Origin of the sequence: Streptomyces sp. NPDC091282 (assembly GCF_044757385.1) — a bacterium.
In the GTDB taxonomy this organism is placed as follows: Bacteria; Actinomycetota; Actinomycetes; order Streptomycetales; family Streptomycetaceae; genus Streptomyces; species Streptomyces gramineus.
In genome coordinates, this window is the sequence record NZ_JBIVUX010000002.1 from 573,841 (window position 1) to 590,813 (window position 16,973).

The 16,973-nt window shown below is 72.6% G+C and carries 14 protein-coding genes and 1 tRNA gene; 3 read left to right on the top strand and 12 right to left on the bottom strand.

The genetic code is table 11. The features are described from left to right. Position 1 precedes the first annotated feature (1 nt). Together ACIQOE_RS09680 and ACIQOE_RS09685 are read right to left on the bottom strand one after the other, a co-directional pair. The gene (locus ACIQOE_RS09680; protein WP_365565513.1) at positions 2-1,291 is read right to left on the bottom strand and encodes an extracellular solute-binding protein; all 1,290 of its coding nucleotides are present in this window, start codon (positions 1,289-1,291) and stop codon (positions 2-4) included. 14 nt (positions 1,292-1,305) lie between these two features. Then, positions 1,306-3,330, bottom strand: a complete 2,025-nt coding sequence (locus ACIQOE_RS09685; protein ID WP_401411556.1) for a glycoside hydrolase family 27 protein — start codon at positions 3,328-3,330, stop codon at positions 1,306-1,308. A gap of 377 nt (positions 3,331-3,707) precedes the next feature. Between ACIQOE_RS09685 and ACIQOE_RS09690 the strand changes: the two genes are divergently transcribed. Further along, entirely contained in the window at positions 3,708-7,778 is a 4,071-nt protein-coding gene (locus tag ACIQOE_RS09690; protein WP_401410757.1) for a discoidin domain-containing protein, read from the top strand. Positions 7,779-7,813: 35 nt separating this feature from the next. On the opposite strand, the gene ACIQOE_RS09695 is transcribed toward ACIQOE_RS09690, so the two are convergent. From ACIQOE_RS09695 to ACIQOE_RS09720, 6 genes are all read right to left on the bottom strand, one after another. Next, positions 7,814-8,695: an alpha/beta hydrolase gene (locus ACIQOE_RS09695; RefSeq protein ID WP_351314432.1), complete on the bottom strand. Its 882-nt coding sequence runs from the start codon at positions 8,693-8,695 to the stop codon at positions 7,814-7,816. A 112-nt stretch (positions 8,696-8,807) separates the two neighbouring features. Beyond that, complete coding sequence (locus tag ACIQOE_RS09700) at positions 8,808-9,185, bottom strand: hypothetical protein (RefSeq protein ID WP_351314435.1); 378 nt, start codon at positions 9,183-9,185, stop codon at positions 8,808-8,810. Between the two features lie 104 nt (positions 9,186-9,289). Further along, on the bottom strand, positions 9,290-10,165 hold the full coding sequence (locus ACIQOE_RS09705) for a hypothetical protein (protein WP_401410760.1): 876 nt from the start codon (positions 10,163-10,165) through the stop codon (positions 9,290-9,292). Between the two features lie 30 nt (positions 10,166-10,195). Further along, the gene (locus tag ACIQOE_RS09710) at positions 10,196-11,344 is read right to left on the bottom strand and encodes a hypothetical protein (RefSeq protein ID WP_351314441.1); all 1,149 of its coding nucleotides are present in this window, start codon (positions 11,342-11,344) and stop codon (positions 10,196-10,198) included. Then, positions 11,341-13,605, bottom strand: a complete 2,265-nt coding sequence (locus tag ACIQOE_RS09715) for a hypothetical protein (RefSeq protein ID WP_401410763.1) — start codon at positions 13,603-13,605, stop codon at positions 11,341-11,343. The genes ACIQOE_RS09710 and ACIQOE_RS09715 overlap by 4 nt, the downstream gene beginning before the upstream one ends. Positions 13,606-13,849: 244 nt before the next feature. Beyond that, positions 13,850-13,923, bottom strand: a tRNA-Pro gene (locus ACIQOE_RS09720). Positions 13,924-14,026: 103 nt separating this feature from the next. Between ACIQOE_RS09720 and ACIQOE_RS09725 the strand changes: the two genes are divergently transcribed. Then, a complete protein-coding gene (locus ACIQOE_RS09725) occupies positions 14,027-14,536 on the top strand; it encodes a DUF309 domain-containing protein (RefSeq protein ID WP_365565498.1) in 510 nt (169 codons plus the stop codon). Between the two features lie 34 nt (positions 14,537-14,570). Beyond that, the gene (cobF, locus tag ACIQOE_RS09730; RefSeq protein WP_351314449.1) at positions 14,571-15,353 is read left to right on the top strand and encodes a precorrin-6A synthase (deacetylating); all 783 of its coding nucleotides are present in this window, start codon (positions 14,571-14,573) and stop codon (positions 15,351-15,353) included. 16 nt (positions 15,354-15,369) lie between these two features. On the opposite strand, the gene ACIQOE_RS09735 is transcribed toward cobF, so the two are convergent. The 4 genes from ACIQOE_RS09735 to rpmG form a co-directional block, all read right to left on the bottom strand. After that, positions 15,370-16,116, bottom strand: a complete 747-nt coding sequence (locus ACIQOE_RS09735) for a cobalt-precorrin-6A reductase (RefSeq protein WP_401410765.1) — start codon at positions 16,114-16,116, stop codon at positions 15,370-15,372. 91 nt (positions 16,117-16,207) lie between these two features. Then, entirely contained in the window at positions 16,208-16,330 is a 123-nt protein-coding gene (ykgO, locus tag ACIQOE_RS09740; protein WP_046728129.1) for a type B 50S ribosomal protein L36, read from the bottom strand. Between the two features lie 36 nt (positions 16,331-16,366). After that, complete coding sequence (locus ACIQOE_RS09745; RefSeq protein WP_365568281.1) at positions 16,367-16,624, bottom strand: type B 50S ribosomal protein L31; 258 nt, start codon at positions 16,622-16,624, stop codon at positions 16,367-16,369. A gap of 68 nt (positions 16,625-16,692) precedes the next feature. Further along, positions 16,693-16,857: a 50S ribosomal protein L33 gene (gene rpmG / locus ACIQOE_RS09750; RefSeq protein ID WP_046728127.1), complete on the bottom strand. Its 165-nt coding sequence runs from the start codon at positions 16,855-16,857 to the stop codon at positions 16,693-16,695. Positions 16,858-16,973 lie beyond the last annotated feature (116 nt).

Below are 16,973 nucleotides of genomic sequence, written 5' to 3' on the forward strand. Positions count from 1 at the left end.
CTCAGGCGTTCCAGATCTTCTCGGCGTCCCGCTGCCAGCCGGTCAGGATGCTCCCGATCGACTTGGGCTCGGCGAAGAACTTGGTGAGCGCGGTGTCCGCGGTGGGCTGGAGGGCGTCGCTGGAGTCCCGGTTGAAGAACTGGGTGATCTCGGCGGCCGCGTCGACGTGCGCGCGGCCCTTCTTCACGAGGGCGGTGCCGGCGTCCTTGGCGTCCGGGTTGCAGGGCAGCACGGTGCCGGAGGAGCCCTTGATGTAGATCTCCTGGGCCTCGGCCGTGGCGAGGTAGCCCATCAGGTCGCGGACCTGGTCGCCGCGGCCGGTGCGGGCGCTGGCGAAGTAGCCGTCGACGGGCGCCTCCTCGGCGAGCGGGACCTTGGAGTCGATGACGGGGAAACGGAAGAAGTCGATGTCGTCCAGGGCGCTCTTGGGCGCCGAGTCGGCGAAGAAGGTGCCGATGAGCATCATGCCCGTCTTGCCGTTGAGCAGGGCGGTGGTGGCGTCCTGGAAGGCGAGGGCGGTGCCGTTCGGGTCGAAGTAGGGCAGCACCTCCCGCCAGCGGTCGAAGACCTTGCGCACCTCGGGGTCGTCGAACCGGTGCTTGCCCGCGAGGAGTTCGCGGTGGTACTGGGCGCCGTTGATCCGGATGTCCAGGTAGTCGAACCAGGCGGACGCCACCCAGGGCGTGTTGCCGCCGGCGCCGAGTCCGATCGGGGCGACGCCCTTGCTCTTGAGCTTGTCGCACAGGTCGAGGAAGCCGTCCCAGCTGGTGGGTTCGCTGACGCCCCACTTGGCGAACTGGGACTTCCGGTAGAACATGCCCCACCAGTAGTAGGTGTTGGGCACGAACACCTTCTTGCCGGAGCTCGCGGTGCAGAGCGTGTGCAGGGCCTTGGAGTACCGCTTGAGGTCGGGCGAGGAGGCCCACACCTCGTCGAGGTCGAGCAGCAGGTTCTTCTTCGCGTAGGCGTCCGCGACCGAGCCGGGGTACCAGGTGTACACGTCCGGCGGGTTGGCCGAGGTGAGGTAGGTCGGCAGCTGGGTGCGGAAGGTCTCGGCGGCGACCGTGTTGAGACTGGCCCTGCCGGACCCCTTCTTCGCGTACGCCGCGACCAGGTCCTCCATCGCGGTCTTGGCCTGCGGGGCGGACAGGTTGGACTGGAGGGTCACCGCGCCCTTCGAGGAGCCCTTGGCGGAGGAGGTGTCGGTGACGCAGCCGCTGAGCAGGGCCGCGGTCCCGGCGGCCCCGATTCCGGCGAGGAACCGGCGTCGGCTGGGCTGGTGGTCGGTCATGGTCGTTTCCTCAGTCACTTGAGTCGGGTGCGGTACACGTGGCCGTCGACTCCGCGGAACACCGCGTCGACGGCTCCGTCGGGGCCGGCGGCCGCGCCGAGGGCGCCGTCGAACGCCGCGCTCGGGAACTCCTGCCGTTTGCTCCAGCCCTGCCAGGCGCCGTCGGCGTACCGCTGCTGCCAGAGCGTGTAGTCGGCGGCCCGCGCGTACAGCAGCACCGCGTCCCCGGCCGCGACGAGGGTCGGGCTGCCGCTGACGGTTCCGCCGACGGAGGTCCAGTCGGACCACTGCCCCGCGGTGTCCCGGGTCCGGGTCCACACGTCGTCGGCCGCGCCGCGCACGGCGACGTGGACGACGCCCTGTGCGTCGACGGCGGCGGACGGACGGCCGTGGACCGGCCGGCCGCCGGGTGCGCCGAGCGAGGTCCAGCCGGAGGCCGGCCCGCGCTGGACGACCGTGCCGTCGGAGCCGGTGGCGAACAGCGTCCAGTGCGCGGGGTCGGTGAAGGCGACGGTGGGCGCGTCGGTCAGCCGGCCGCCCAGCAGCTGCCAGCGGCCCCAGCGGCCGTCGGCGTAGACCCTCCGGTAGGCGCGGGAGTCGGCGCCGCGCACGAAGACGTCGGTACGGCCGCCGGCGGAGGTGTACACGGCCGGCTGGCCGAGGATGCCGCCCCGGACCGGGCCGCCGAGGTCCCGCGTCCCGCCGTCCGCCTTCTCCACGAGCGAGCCGTGCGGTCCGCGGAAGAAGACGCCGCCGCTCGTCACGGCCGGGCTGGCCGTGGCGGTCACGCCGAGGTCGGTGCCGGGCGGGGTGTCGGCGCCGGTGAGCTTGAGGAACGCGGTGCCGTGCGCGGGAACTTCGACGGTGTACGACCCGGTGTGCGTGCCCCGGTCGGTGCGGGCCCGCAGGTCGCGGACGCGCACCGGGCCGCCGAGGCCGGCGTCGGAGAACGTGACGGTCCGCCGGGCGCTCTGGTCGGAGCGGTTGAGCAGGACGACCGCGCGCTGTCCGCGGCCCTGGAGCACCTTGCTGTAGACGTCGCCGACGGAGTCGGTGGCGACCCGCACGCCCTGAATGGCGAGGGGGTCCTGGTCCACGGCGATGATCTCCGGGTTGCGCAGGGTCGCGAGCATCGAGTCGGAGAGCGTGCGCGGGTCGGAGCCCAGCACCAGCGGGGAGGCCATCTCGGCCCACATCACGAACTGGCTGGTGGACTCCTCCTGCGTCAGCTCGTAGGACCCGTCGGTCATCTTCCGCATGGGGATGAGGTAGTCCGGGTCGTTGTAGTGGCCGGGGCCCTGCGCCTCGGGGTGCCAGGCGTTGGCGTCCATGTTGCGCAGGATGTTCGGCCACTCGCCGGGGCTCGGGGTTCCCCAGGCGATGTCGGTGCCGGTGCGCCAGGAGTCGGCGATCGCCGGGGCGTAGACGTAGGTGTTGTGGGCGTCCTGCTCGGGGGTGTGCGGCAGGCCCCAGTCGTCGGTGAGCGGGTTGCAGAGGTTCAGCAGCATCCTGCGGCCGGACTTGGCGACCGCGTCGCTGAACTCCTTGTAGGCGGGGCCCGGATCGAGCTGGGCGCCGATCCCGCAGAGGAAGTCGACCTTGATGGCGTCGATCTTCCAGTCCGCGAACTGCCGTGCGTCCTGGTCGTAGTGGCCGCGGCTGCCGAGGCCGCAGCTCTTGCCGCCGTCGTAGGTGCCGCCGTCGGTGTAGATGCCGGCCCGCAGACCACGCTTGTGCAGATAGGAGACGAGGGCCGGGATGCCGGACGGGAAGCGGTCCGGGTTGGCGACCAGGTGGCCCTGTGCGTCGCGGGGGTTGTCGGCCTGCCAGCCGCCGTCCAGCCACACGATGTCGTATCCGCTGTCGCGCAGACCGCTGCTGACCAGCCGGTCGGCGACCGAGCGCACCTCCTTCTCGGTGGGCGCGCCGAGCCCGTAGTAGGTGTTCCATCCCATGTAGGGGGTCGGCGCGAGGCCGCTGTCGTAGGACGCGGGCGCGCCCTGGTCGACGGCCGTCCCGGCGACGGCGTCGGGGGTCATGGTGGCGGCCAGGACGGCCGCGATCGCGGCCGTCAGGGCGGGCCGGGTGAACCGGTGGTGCCTGGAGCCGGTTGATACGGGCGGGTGCAAAGTCACGTGCCTCTCCCGGGGATTGGGAAGCAGGAGGACGAGACGCGGGCCGCTCCGCGGCAGAGGCCGACGACGTCACGGCGACGACTGTGGCCCGTGGCCGAAACACTGTCAAGATTAATTACTAATTTAATAGAAGCCAGCCGAGGCCTGCGCGCAAAACCTTGACAGGGTCAGCACAGGGGTGCAGTGTTCGGCAACGTTGTCATACGTCCTGGCAACGTTGTCATCATCTGGTGTCCCCGGCTGTGCCGTTCCTCGAACTCCCCCGATCGGAGCGCTCGTCCATGTCGGATCAGTCAACCTCGCCGTCCCGCCGCGCCGTTCTCTCCGCCGGCACCACGCTGCTGGCGGGATTCGGGCTCGGTGCGGGCCCGCTCGCGACCACCGCCACGGCGGTATCCGGACAGCCGCTCGCGGGCGGATCGCGGTCCGAACTCGCCGCCTTCCGGCCGGTGTCGGTCTCCTCCACCGACTACGCGCCCACGCCCGCGGAGTTCGCCGTGGACGGTCTGGACACCGTCGGCGTCCGGGGCAGCGGGTGGCGGGCCGCGGCCGGCGATCCGCAGTGGATCTCCGTCGACCTCCAGGCGCCGTGCCGGGTGGAGTCGCTGCGGCTGGTCTTCGAGGCGACCGCGGACGACCCGCCGTTCACCGAGTCGCCGAGCGGCAGCCCCCGCAACGACACCACCGGGCAGGAGATCCTGTCGAGTTGCGCGGTCGGCTTCGTCGTGGAGACCTCCACCGACCACCGGTCCTGGACCAGCGTGTACCGCACCGAGTCCGGCACCGGCGGGGTCATGGAGATCACCCTGAGCGAGCCGGCCACCGCCCGCTGGGTGCGCATGACCGTCCACAAGCGTTCCAACGCCAACCCGCTCGGCCTCAACGGCTTCCAGGTGTACGGCACCTGCCGCACCCCGCGCCCCGAGGTCACCGGCTGGACGGACTGGGAGTCCCGGCACCGCACCCCCGAACCGCTGCGGATCGCCGCGGACGGCACGGTGGCGCTGGAGTCCGGGTGGGACCTGACGATGGACGACCGGGCGGCCGGCGGCGGTGCCGCGCTGTCCAGACCCTCGTTCGACACCAGCCGCTGGCTGCCGGCCACCGTCCCCGGCACCGTGCTGGGCTCGCTGGTGGAGCAGGGCCGGCTGCCCGACCCGGTGGCCGGCTTCGGCAACCTGCACGTCCCGGAGGCGCTGTCCCGGCACTCCTGGTGGTACCGGCGCGAGTTCCGGCTCCCCGCGGGCCTGCGCACCGGCTCGGGCCGGCACGTCTGGCTGGAGTTCGACGGGATCAACCACACGGCCGAGGTCTGGTTCAACGGCACCCGCGTCGGCGACTTCACCTCGCCCTTCGCCCGCGCCGCCTACGACGTCACCGGCCTGCTGGGCGACGGCGAGCAGGCCCTCGCCGTCCGGATCGCCCCGATGCCCTTCCCCGGCAGCCCCGCCGACAAGGGCCCGGCGGGCCTGGCGTTCGTGGACGCGGGCGCGAACATGATGAACCGCAACTCGCCCACCTACCTCGCCTCCTCGGGCTGGGACTGGATGCCGGCGGTACGGGACCGGGCGGCCGGCATCTGGAACCACGTACGGCTGCGCTCCACCGGTGCGGCGGTCCTCGGCGACCCGCGGGTGGACACCGTGCTGCCCGACCTGCCCGACACCGGTACGGCGGAGCTGACCGTGGTGGTCCCGGTGCGCAACGCGGGCACCGCCGAGGCGCGGATCACCGTCGCGGCGGCCTTCGGGAAGGTGCGGGTGGCGCGGACGGTCACGGTGGCGCCCGGCGAGGGCACCGACGTCGTCTTCACCCCGGACGCGTACGCGCAGCTCCGGCTGCGGAACCCGGCGCTGTGGTGGCCGAACGGCTACGGCGAGCCGGCCCTGCACACGCTCACGCTCACCGCGTCCCTGGACGGCACGGAGAGCGACCGGCGCACCGCCCGCTTCGGGATGCGCCAGTTCGGCTACGCATACGAGGTGCCGCTGACCTTCCAGTCGGGCAGCGACGCCTACGCCCAGACCGTGGACTTCACCCGGCGAACGGCCCGGTACGTGCGCGTCCTGTGCCGCACCCGCGCGACGGACTGGGGCTCGTCGCTGTGGAGCCTTGCCGTGCTGGACTCCTCCGTGCCGACGAACGACCTGGCCCTGCACAAGGAGGCCACCGCGTCCTCGGTCGACGACCCCGGCAACGGTGCGGGCAACGCCACCGACGGTGACGCGGCGACCCGCTGGTCCTCGGCCTTCGAGGACGATCAGTGGATCCGGGTCGACCTCGGGTCCCAGGTGGCGTTCGACCGGGTGGTGCTCACCTGGGAACGGGCGTACGCCGGGACGTACACCGTCCAGGTCTCCGACGACGGCACCGACTGGACCGACGTGCGCGACGTCGACAACACGGCGGTGCCGCTGCCGTTCCGTACGTCCGGCTCGGCGAGTCTGCAGACCGTCGAGCTGGCCGCCGCGACGGCCCGGTACGTGCGGGTGTTCTGCCGTACCCGGGCGACCAGTTGGGGTTCGTCGCTGTGGAGCCTGTCGGTCGTGGACAGCGCCGTGCCGGGCACCGATCTCGCGCTGCGCAAGGAGGCCGCCGCGTCCTCCGAGAGCGACGGGACCCACGCGGCCCAGGCGGTCGACGGGAATCCCGACACCCGGTGGTCCTCGGCCTACGAGGACGACCAGTGGATCCAGGTCGACCTGGGCTCGCGGGTGCGGTTCGACCGGGTGCTGCTGCTGTGGGAGCAGGCCTACGCGAAGACGTTCACGGTCCAGGTCTCCGACGACGGGACCGACTGGCGGGACGCCGAGTCCGTCGACAACTCCACGGTGCCGCTGAAGATCAGCGTCAACGGCGTCCGGGTGTTCTGCCGCGGCGGCAACTGGGGCTGGGACGAACTGCTGCGGCGGATGCCCGCCGACCGCATGGACGCGGCCGTGCGGATGCACCGCGACATGAACTTCACCATGATCCGGAACTGGGTGGGCTGCTCCGACCGCGAGGAGTTCTACGCCAGTTGCGACGAGCACGGCCTGCTGGTGTGGAACGACTTCCCCAACGCCTGGGGCATGGACCCGCCGGACCACGATCTCTTCCTCGACCAGGTGGCGGACACCGTACGGCGCTACCGCATCCACCCGAGCGTGGCCGTGTGGTGCGGCGCCAACGAGGGCAACCCGCCGGGACCGGTGGACGACGGCATGCGGGCCGCGGTCCGCGACCAGGCGCCGGCCGTGCTCTACCAGAACAACTCGGCGGCCGGGATCGTCTCGGGCGGCGGCCCCTACGGCTGGGTCGAGCCGGAGCGCTACTACTCCGCCTCGACGTACGGCGGCGGGACGTTCGGCTTCCACACGGAGATCGGCATGCCCGTGGTGTCCACCGCGGAGACCATGCGGGCGCTCGTCGGCGACGAGCCGGAGTGGCCCGTCGGGGGCGCCTGGTACTACCACGACTGGAGCACGAAGGGGAATCAGGCTCCGCAGAACTACCGGGCCGCCATCGAGACACGGCTGGGCGCGGCGACCGGCCTGGACGACTTCTGCCGCAAGGCGCAGTTCGTCAACTACGAGAACTTCCGCGCCATGTTCGAGGCCTGGAACGACCGGCTCTGGCAGGACGCGAGCGGGCTGATGCTGTGGATGTCCCATCCCGCCTGGTACAGCACGGTCTGGCAGACGTACGACTACGACTTCGACGTCAACGGCGCCTACTACGGAGCCCGCAAGGCCGCCGAACCCGTCCACGTGCAGGCAAGTCCCGTCGACGGCCGGGTGATCGCCGTCAACCACACCGCGCGGCGGATCACCGGCGCCACGGTCGTCGCGCGCCGCTACGACCTGACTGGTCGTCAGATATCGGCCGAGCAGCGGGCGGGCGTCGACATCGCGCCGTCCGCCGCCGCGACCGCGTTCACGCTCGGCGACGACGGGCTGCCGGACCTCCACCTGCTGCGGCTGCGGCTGACGGACGCCCGGAACACGCTGCTGTCGGAGAACACCTACTGGCAATACCGCGCCCCCGAGGACATGCGGGCCCTGGACCGGATGCCCCGGACCAGGGTCTCGGTGGACGTCACCGGCACGGACCACGATCCGGGGACCCGGCGGCGCACGCTGACCGCGCGGGTGACCAACCGCGGCTCGTCGGTCGCGGCCATGCTCCGCCTCTCGCTCCGCGACGCCCGCTCAGGACAGCGTGTCCTGCCGACGCTCTACAGCGACAACTACCTGTGGCTGCTGCCCGGCGAGTCGCGGACCGTCACCGCCTCCTGGCCGCAGAGCACGGCGGCGGCACGGCCGGCCCTGCGGGTCGAGGGCCACAACGTGGCCGCGGTCACGGCGCGGTAGCCGTCCCGGCCCGAGATCACCGGCGCCGGGCGGCCTCACCCGGTGTGGGCCGCCACGGCGCCGATGATCTCGGGCCACAGTTCGCGCGGACGGTCGTGGCCCATGTCCGGGACGAGGAGGAGTTCGGCGCCCGGTACCAGGTCCGCGGTGCGCCGGCCGCCGCTGACGTCGATCAGCGTGTCGTCCAGGCCGTGGATCACCAGCGTCGGCACCTGGAGCTTGCGCAGCGCCTCCGCGCGGGAACCGCCGAGGATCATCGCGCCGAGCTGGCGCCCCACCCCCGCCGGGTAGTAGGCGCGGTCGTAGCTGTCCGCCGCCAGTTCCCGCAGGGCCGCGGGGTCGCCGTAGCGCTTGGACGCCCAGGCCAGGTCGCGTTCCGACGCGGCGATGTACCCCTCACGGTCCCGGGGCTTCGGGCTGAGCAGCGCGGCCTGCGCCTCGGGCGTCGCCTGCCCGTACTCGCTCTCGCCGGTCGAGGACATCATCGAGGTCAGCGTCAGCACCCGCTCCGGCCGGGCGATGGCCATCGTCTGGGCGATCATCCCGCCCATCGAGGCGCCGACCACGTGCGCGCGTTCGATGCCGAGGGCGGTGAGCAGGCCGAGGCCGTCCTCGGCCATGTCCGTCAGCCCGTAGGGGACCATCGCGAGGGCGGCCGCGATGTCTCCGGAGGTCACGGCGGCGACGAAGCGGCCGATGTCCACCGGGTGCCCGTCGAACTTCGTGGACAGGCCGCTGTCGCGGTTGTCGTACCGGATGACGTAGCGGCCGCGCTCGGCCAGCGCACGGCAGAAGTCCTCGTGCCAGGCGATCATCTGGGCACCGAAGCCCATCACGAGCAGCACCGGTGGATCCGCGGGGTCGCCGAAGGCTTCGTAGGCGAGGGACACACCGGGCGACACGTCTGCAAGGGGCATGGCCGGATCCTGCCAGGTCGGGACGGACAGGCGCACGCGGATTACGGGTGCGGAGGTCCGGCGCCCCCGGATCACGACGCTGCTGCCGTCGGTTCCCCTCCCGGGCCTGGCCTCACCGCAGGGGCGGCCGCGCGGGCGGCTGGGCGGCATGCGTCGAGGACAGGTGCCTCAGCGCCGACTTGATGTTGGTGACGATGTCCGTGATCCGGGCTCTGCGGCCGGAGCCGTCCGGAACGAGGAGCGAGTTCCCGTCCTCCCTGGGAACGGCGCGGACCACGTCGAAGACCCGCTCCCCGTCCAGCGCCACGGCGAGGTCCAGGCTCTCGACCCTGACCAGCGCGAACCCGGGCGGGTCGACCCACCTGAGGACCGGGAGGCCGGAATCCCACCCGACGGCCAGCCGTGCCCGCAGCCGGGCCAGGACCGGCCGATGGGTCTCCTGGTCGGTGGAGCGGAACTCGCAGCGCAGTTCCAGCCTGCTGCCCTCCACCAGCCACTCCACGTCGTACTGCGGGCGGCCGTGGAAGGAGAGTTCACGACCGCGCAGCGGCAGGGTGACAAGCCGGTCTTCTCTGCCCGTGTACGGCCTCGGTGTCAGAAAAGCACCCCGGAGATCCAGAGAATCCCGGTCAGCAGCGACAGGAGTACCAAGGCGGCCAGCGATGCCCGAGCCATCGGTGTCCGCCACCGGACTTTTGGGTGGCCCCCCGCGGGGTCCGGCAGCGTCGGCGGCCCCGGTGGTGCCTCGGGCTCCGGGAGGCTTTCGAGGGGCATGGCCGGATCACCGACCTTGCCGCCCTCCACGAGCACCGCCAGCCTGCCCCGGGACACCCCGTCCGCGTCCTCCGCGTCGGAGACCAGGTTGAGCAGGTGCGCCTGTCCGTGCTCCCTGCCGGAGAGCAGCGCCGACAGGCGGGCCAGGAAGGCCGGGGCGGCACCGGGGGCCGCCCTTCCCGCGATCCACCGGCCGGCGTGCCCGCGGCCGGTCGCCAGGTCCTCGGGGGAGACCGGTTCCAGCGAGGCCACCGCCGCGTGCAGCCGGGTGGTGAGGTCCTCGCGGTCCGTGGCGTCCCCGGAGGGGGCGGCGAGCAGGCGGTCCGCCTCCGCGGCCGGGCAGATCCCGTCGAGCAGTCCGGAGAGCACCCCGTGGCCGTCCTTGTCCTCCGCCAGGTCGGCCAGCAGGCAGGAGGCCAGGCCGAGGACGGCCTCGGTCTCCTGCTCGTCGGTGTCGTGCGCGCCCTCCAGGGCCAGGGTGTAGTAGATGCGCCTGCCCCCGGAATCGGTCCGGACGGACGGGATGCCGCTGAGCAGTACCCGCCAGTGCTCCGCACCCTCCTCGGCGACGGCCAGCAGGCAGGGCCGCTCGGTGGCGGTCCAGTGCGCGAACGCGTCCCACCAGCGGCTGCCCGGCGCGGAGTTGACGAACGCGTAGTCGTGCGCGTGCGAGCGCGTACGGAGATGTATGTGCACGGGCGGGTCCCCTCACCCTCGGCGGCCGGTTCAGCTCAGGTGGTGCAGGCGGGGTCCGCCGCGCCGCTCGGCCAGGGCGGCCAGGACGTCGAAGAGGGACCTGGTGACCTCCTGGGCCTCCGTGTAGCGCTGCTGGTCGGCCTCGGCGACCCGTTCGCGGCGGCCGCGTTCCCCGCTGGCTCTGTTCCAGAGGTCGCGGAAGAAGCCCTCGCGCAGGTCGGCGTACTCCCTGGAGTACCGGGCGGTCGCCTGGTGCCGGGCGGCGCTCTGCTCGCTCTGCATCCGGGCGCTGTCGACCAGTTGGCGGCAGAGCAGGCCGATCAGGTCCTCCAGTCCCTTCCTGGTGATGGTGCCGGGCGGCCGGACCCGGTACTTCGGTTCCATCTCCACGTTTCCGGGGGCGCCGGGGCGCGGCACCCAGCGGGCCGAGACGAGTTCCACGCACCCGTAGGTGTCGATCGGCAGGTACCGGACCGACGCGTGCGGCGCGGCCTCCCTGATCGTCTCCAGCACCTCGCTGAACTGGTCGACGACCTGGTGCTTGAGGGCGGCGGAGTGGTCCTGGAGGCTTCCGCTGTCCGAGAGGTAGGTCTCGCACTTGACCGGGCAGAAGATCACCATCGCGGGCTCGCCGGCCCGCTCACGCCGGTTCTTGGCCCATCGCAGCACGACCTGCTTGATCTGGAACACCGCGAGGTGGGAGGTGAGGACGGGGGCGTGTTCGGCTCCGGCCTCCATCAGGAGCACCGAGTCGATCGGCACGATGAGCACCGAGCTGTCGGCCAGGAACGCCTCGCACTCGTTCCACTTCTGCTCGTGCTCGGGACCCTCGCCGCCGCTCTCCAGCCAGCCGCCCGGATAGTCGAGGATGTCGAAGCGGATGGGCAGGTCCCGGCCCCGCGGTTCCAGCAGCAGCCGGAACCAGGCCGGGTCACTCGTGCCGGGCATCAGCTTGGGCTGGAACACGCGGGCCTTGAGCGCCCCGGCGACCAGGTTGTCCGCGATGGCGATCCGGTTGCGGGTGAGCCGGTCGGCGGCGACCAGCTGGACCGTGGTGTCCCCGGTCAGCATCCGCTGGCCCTCCGACAGCAGGCTGGCGATCAGGGTGCTCTTGCCCACCTGGCTCGGGGCCAGCAGGCCTATCTTGTACTCGAACACCGGGCGTTCGGCGTCGGTCACCGTTCCTCCTCCTCCCCGGCGAGGGCCGCGATCCCCTCGGTCACCCTGACCACCCGCGCGAAGCGGCTGTTGGCCTCGTCGATACCACGGAACTCCTCCGGCCACAGGTCGTTGCGGTAGCTGCGCACGAAGCGGCGGAACTCCTGCGGCGAGGTGCCCGACCGGATCAGCGTGTCCTCGAACTGCTCCACCAGCGCGTGCACCACGGCCGCGGGAACCGCCGCCTCCCGCAGCAGCGACTTCTGGATCCGGAACGCCGCCTGTTCGGCGAGGCCGTTGAAGATGCCGTACAGCTCCTCGGCGCCCTCCTCGGTCAGCGGGACCGCCACCTGCTGCATCTCCTCGCCGGTGTCGGGGTGGGTGACCTGGAGGTTCAGCGGGGCGAGGTCGGGGCGTACCCGGGGGTAGAGCAGCGTGCGGTACTCAAGGCGTACGTCCAGCAGGCTGTGCACCGCCGCCGCCAGGTCCGGGCACGGCTGGGAGGACTCGTCGAACAGTCCGGCCAGGCGCCCCAGGAGTTCGCGGCCCGTCCCCGCCGCGCCGGGTGCCGGCTCGGCGAACAGCGCGCCGCACTCGGCCGCGACGGCCTCCGCCGTCCGGTCCCAGGCGTCGGTGAGCCGTTCGGTGAAGAAGTCGTCGAGTGCGGCGAAGCGGCGGCTGATCTCCACCCGGATCCGGTTGAACTCGGGCCCGGCGAAGTCCGCCGGATGGCCTTCGGTGATCATGCGCGTGAGTGCCAGTTCCCGCCAGATGTCCGCGCCGCGGCCGAAGCCGTCGCCGATCCAGTCCAGGACGCCCTGGTAGGCGTTCTCGACCGCCTGCGCGTACGCCGGGTCGGCCGAGCCGTTCGCCTCCGCGGCGAGGCCGGCGACGAGCAGCCGCAGCCGCTTGGCGATTCCGCTGCGCAACTGGGCGGCCTTGGCGTCGTTGACCTCCTCCGGGACTCCGGCCCGCCGTGCCACCAGACTCAACGCGCTGCGGACGTCGGCGAGTTGCAGCCGGATCCGGTCGCGTACCGCGCCGGCCCGGCCGCGGGTGGCGGACAGCACCTCGGCGTCCATCACCGGCAGTCCGTCGGCCAGCCGCTTCAGGAGCGGTGTCAGCACCTCGCGGCCGACGCGCTCCGGATCGCGTACGTCGGTCTCGAGAACGGTGAAGAAGCGGTCGGCCTCCCCGCCGTTGAGGTTGCGCAGCAGGTCCCCGCGGAGGTTCTCGGCGAGGTGCGGCTTGTCCGGGTCGATGTTGTGCACCACGTAGGCGAACTCGCCGGTGCTGCTCACGTACCCGCGCACCCGGTCCAGCAACGCCATGCCGGAGGCGTCGGTCTCGTCGAAGAAGGAGGACGTGTCGGAGGAGCGCTTGACGACCAGGACCGCGTCGACCTCGTTGCGGAGCCCGTCCACGTGGCGTTCCTCGGCGTCGGCGGTGACCTCGCCCAGACCGGGCAGGTCGACGATGCCGATCCGGGCGACGTGCTCGTGCGGGAAGGGGCACTCGATCCGGGCCTCGCGCACCGCGGCGTAGGCGCGCCGCACCCCGCCGGGACCGGCGGCCCTGATCTCCTCGTCCGTCGGATAGGCGACGTAGGGCCGGATCTCCTCCAGGGGCACCGACGTCACCCCGCCGGTCAGCAGGTGCTCGTAGGAGGGCAGTGCGCTCTGCAGGTCACGGAGCCTGGTGAGGAGCAGGCGGCCGCGGGTCTGGTCCGTCGACTCCGGGTAGCGCCACGCGGCGAACTCCTCCAGGGAGCGCGGGGGCGCCGGATACGAGAGGGCGGCGTGCAGCGGGGCGATCACCTCGGTGAGAAAGCCCGCCGGGCTGTACATCTCCAGCTCGGCCCGGCGCACCGTGGGCGAGTGGAAGATCCGGCTGCGTACGGCGGTGACCGGAATGCCGTCACCGGTCGGGATCTGCCGGTCGTCCAGGCCCGAGACGGACTGGAGCAGCGTGCTCTTGCCCATGCGTGCGGCACCGCTCACCCCGAGGTTGACCGTGGTGCGGGTGAAGCGTGAGGCGATCACCTGGAAGGAGACGGCGGCCTCGGCCGCCCCCGCCCGGATCTCCGGCAGCTGGGGGAAGGTGAGCGAGGCGGCGAGGTCGGGATCCGGTGTGGTGTGGGTGCGGAGGTCGGCGAGGGCCGCCTCCAGATCGTCGAAGTGCGCACCGAGCGTCTTCCACCGCGCGCTCTCCCGCTCCACGGCGGGCAGTTGACGCGATCGCGCTTCGAGCAGGGCAGCGATGGCCGCAGATATGTCTGACATGTCCCCCCTAGCCATGACGCACCGGTTCCGTACCCCTGCGGACCGGTTCGGGAAACCATCCCCGATATGCCAGGCAAGCTAGCGGGCGAACCCGTACGCCGCCGGATGTTCGCGGAAATCCCCGGCCACGGCGGCCGTTCCGGAGCCCCGGGTCACGGCCCGGGGCACCGCGCACCCGGAAAAAGGCCGAGGGGCCGCTTCGGATGTCCTCCGAAGCGGCCCCTCGGCCTTCGACTGTCTCCAGTCGGGACGACAGGATTTGAACCTGCGACCCCTTGACCCCCAGTCAAGTGCGCTACCAAGCTGCGCCACGTCCCGGTGCGGTCACTCGCGGTGATGCGCGTGATCACGCGGACAGCACTTTACCGCACCCGGCCGGGCGGGCCGAAAGCGGGCGGGCGGCCGGGGGACAATCGGTCGTATGGGCCGTAGGGGAGACACCGGAGCACGGGACCGGGACGCCGAGGGGCGGGCGCGCAGCGCCCGGCCGCGGGACGGGCTGGGGCGGCCGCTGCCGTACGGCGCGCCCGGTGTCGAGCGGCAGGCGGAGGGGATCGTACGGACCCCGCAGGAGACCGTCGCCGAGGCGCAGGCGCTGCTGGACGCAGGGAAGCCGTTTCACGCGCACGAGGTGTTCGAGGACGCCTGGAAGGCGGGGCCCGAGGCGGAGCGGGCGCTGTGGCGGGGGCTGGCCCAGCTGGCCGTCGGGCTCACGCACGCGGCGCGCGGGAACGCGAGGGGCGGTGCGCGGCTGCTGCGGCGCGGTGCGGGCGCGGTCGAGGAGTGGGCGGCCGGCAGCGGGGTCCTGCGGCCCTACGGGATGGAGCCGGACGGGCTCGCCGCGTGGGCGCGGGAGCTGGCCGGGCGGGTGGAGGGGGGTGCCGGAGCCGTCGACGCCGGGGCCGAGGCGCCGCGGCTGCACCGGGGGTGATCGGCAGGCGGTGGCATGCGGCAGACTCGGGGGCGTGCGAAAGATTCATGTCATCGGTATCGGCGCGGGCGACCCCGAGCAGCTCACCCTCCAGGCGGTCCGGGCGCTGCGGAGCACGGACGTGTTCTTCCTGCTCGACAAGGGCGAGGTCAAGAGCGATCTGACCGGGCTGCGCCGGGACATGCTCGACGCGCACCTGCCGGACGGCGGCTTCCGGCTGGTCGAGGCGCGGGACCCGGACCGGGACCGGGCCGCGAGCGGCGGGGCGTACTCGCCGGCCGTCGGCGACTGGCGCAGCGCCCGCGCGGACATCTACGAGCGGCTGATCCGCGAGGAGCTCGGCGCGGAGCAGACCGGCGCGTTCCTGGTGTGGGGCGATCCGTCGCTGTACGACAGCACGCTGGCGATCCTCGAAGAGGTGCTGGCCCGCGGCACGGTGGCGTTCGCGTACGACGTGGTACCCGGGATCAGCAGCGTGTCGGCGCTGGTGGCCAGGCACCGCACCGGGCTGAACCGGGTCGGCGGGCCGGTGCAGATCACCACCGGGCGGCGGCTCGCCGAGGGGCTGCCGGACGGCGTGGACGACGTGGTCGTGATGCTGGACGCGCACCAGGCCTTCCGGCACTACGCGGACCAGGACATCGACATCTACTGGGGCGCCTACCTCGGCACGCCCGACGAGATCCTGGTCTCCGGTCCGATCGCCGAGGCCGGTCCACGGATCGAGCGGCTGCGGGCCGAGGCCCGCGAGCGCAAGGGCTGGATCATGGACACGTATCTGCTGCGCCGCCGCCCGCGGGCTCCGCGGGAGGCGTGACCGGCGTCCGGCCCGCTCACGCGGGGCCGAGGGCCAGCCGTTCCAGTACGGCCGCCACGTCCGGCACCGCCGTCACCCCGGCCGGCAGCGGCGGGCGCCGTACGACGACGACGGGCAGTCCCAGCTCGCGGGCGGCCGTGAGCTTGGCGGCCGTCGCCGCTCCCCCGCTGTCCTTGGTGACCAGCACGTCGATCAGGTTCTCCTGGAGCAGCGCGGTCTCGTCGGCGACCGTGAACGGCCCCCGGGCCAGCAGCACTTCGGTGTGCGGGGGCATCGGGGGTTCGGGGGGTTCCACCGAGCGGACGACGAAGTGCCGGTCGGTCAGGTGGGCGAAGGCGGACAGCCCGAGGCGTCCGGTGGTGAGCAGGACCCGGGGGCCGAAGCGGGGCAGCAGGCCGGCCGCCGCGGGCAGGGACGGGACCGGGTGCCAGCGGTCGCCGGGGCCGGGCCGCCAGCCCGGACGGCGCAGTACCAGGGCGGGGACACCGGCCCGGTCCGCGGCCCGGACCGCGTTCGCGGTGATCGTGCCGGCGAACGGGTGGGTGGCGTCCACGAGGGCGTCCACGCGTTCGGCGCGCAGCCAGTCGGCGAGACCTTCCGCCCCGCCGAAGCCTCCCACGCGGACCTCTCCGGCCAGCGCGCCGGGCCGGGTGACGCGGCCCGCCAGGGAGGTCGTGACGCGGACGCCGGGGTGCGCGTCGAGCGCGGCGGCCAGTTCGCGGGCCTCGGTGGTGCCGCCGAGGATCAGGACGTGCGGGGACATGGGGCGAGCGTACGGGCCGCGTACGGCGGGCCGGGACGCGGGACGGCCGCCCGGCGGTGGGCCGGGCGGCCGTCGTGCGAAGGAGGTGCCGTCAGCCCTGGCGGGCCTTGAACCGGGGGTCCTTCTTGTTGATCACGTAGACCACGCCGCGGCGGCGGACCACCTGGGCGCCGGGCTTGGCCTTCAGTGAGCGCAGGGACTTGCGTACCTTCATGGTTCTCGTTCTCCTCGTGTCGGTCGCCGGGCCGGGTCAGCCGCGGGCGGCGGTGCGGCCGTAGCGGCGCTCGAAGCGCTCCACGCGGCCGGCGCTGTCCAGCACCCGGGACCTGCCGGTGTAGAAGGGGTGCGACGCGGACGAGACCTCGACGTCGATCACCGGGTACGTGACGCCGTCCTCCCACTCGACCGTCCGGGACGAGTCGGCGGTGGAGCGGGTCAGGAACGCGACGTCCGCGGCGCGGTCGCGGAAGACGACGAGCCGGGAGTCGGGATGGATGCGGGCCTTCATCGGGTTTCCTTCCTTGGGCCCCGCTCCGGTGGTGTTCCGGAGCGTGGGGCCCGGTCGTTCTCGGCGGTTCAGCGCTCTTCGCGGAAGTCCACGTGTGCGCCGGCCACCGGGTCGTACTTGCGCAGGACCAGCCGGTCGGGGTCGTTGCGGCGGTTCTTGCGGGTCACATAGGTGACTCCGGTCCCGGCCGTCGACTTCAGCCGGACGACGGGACGCGCGGTGCTGCGTGCCATGAGGTTCTCCCTTCGCCCACACCCGGGATCACTGATCCGAGCATGTCAATCACGATGGCTGTAACAACGGGTCCCGCGGTCGCATTCCCGGGTGCGGGACCGGTCGGCGCGGGCGC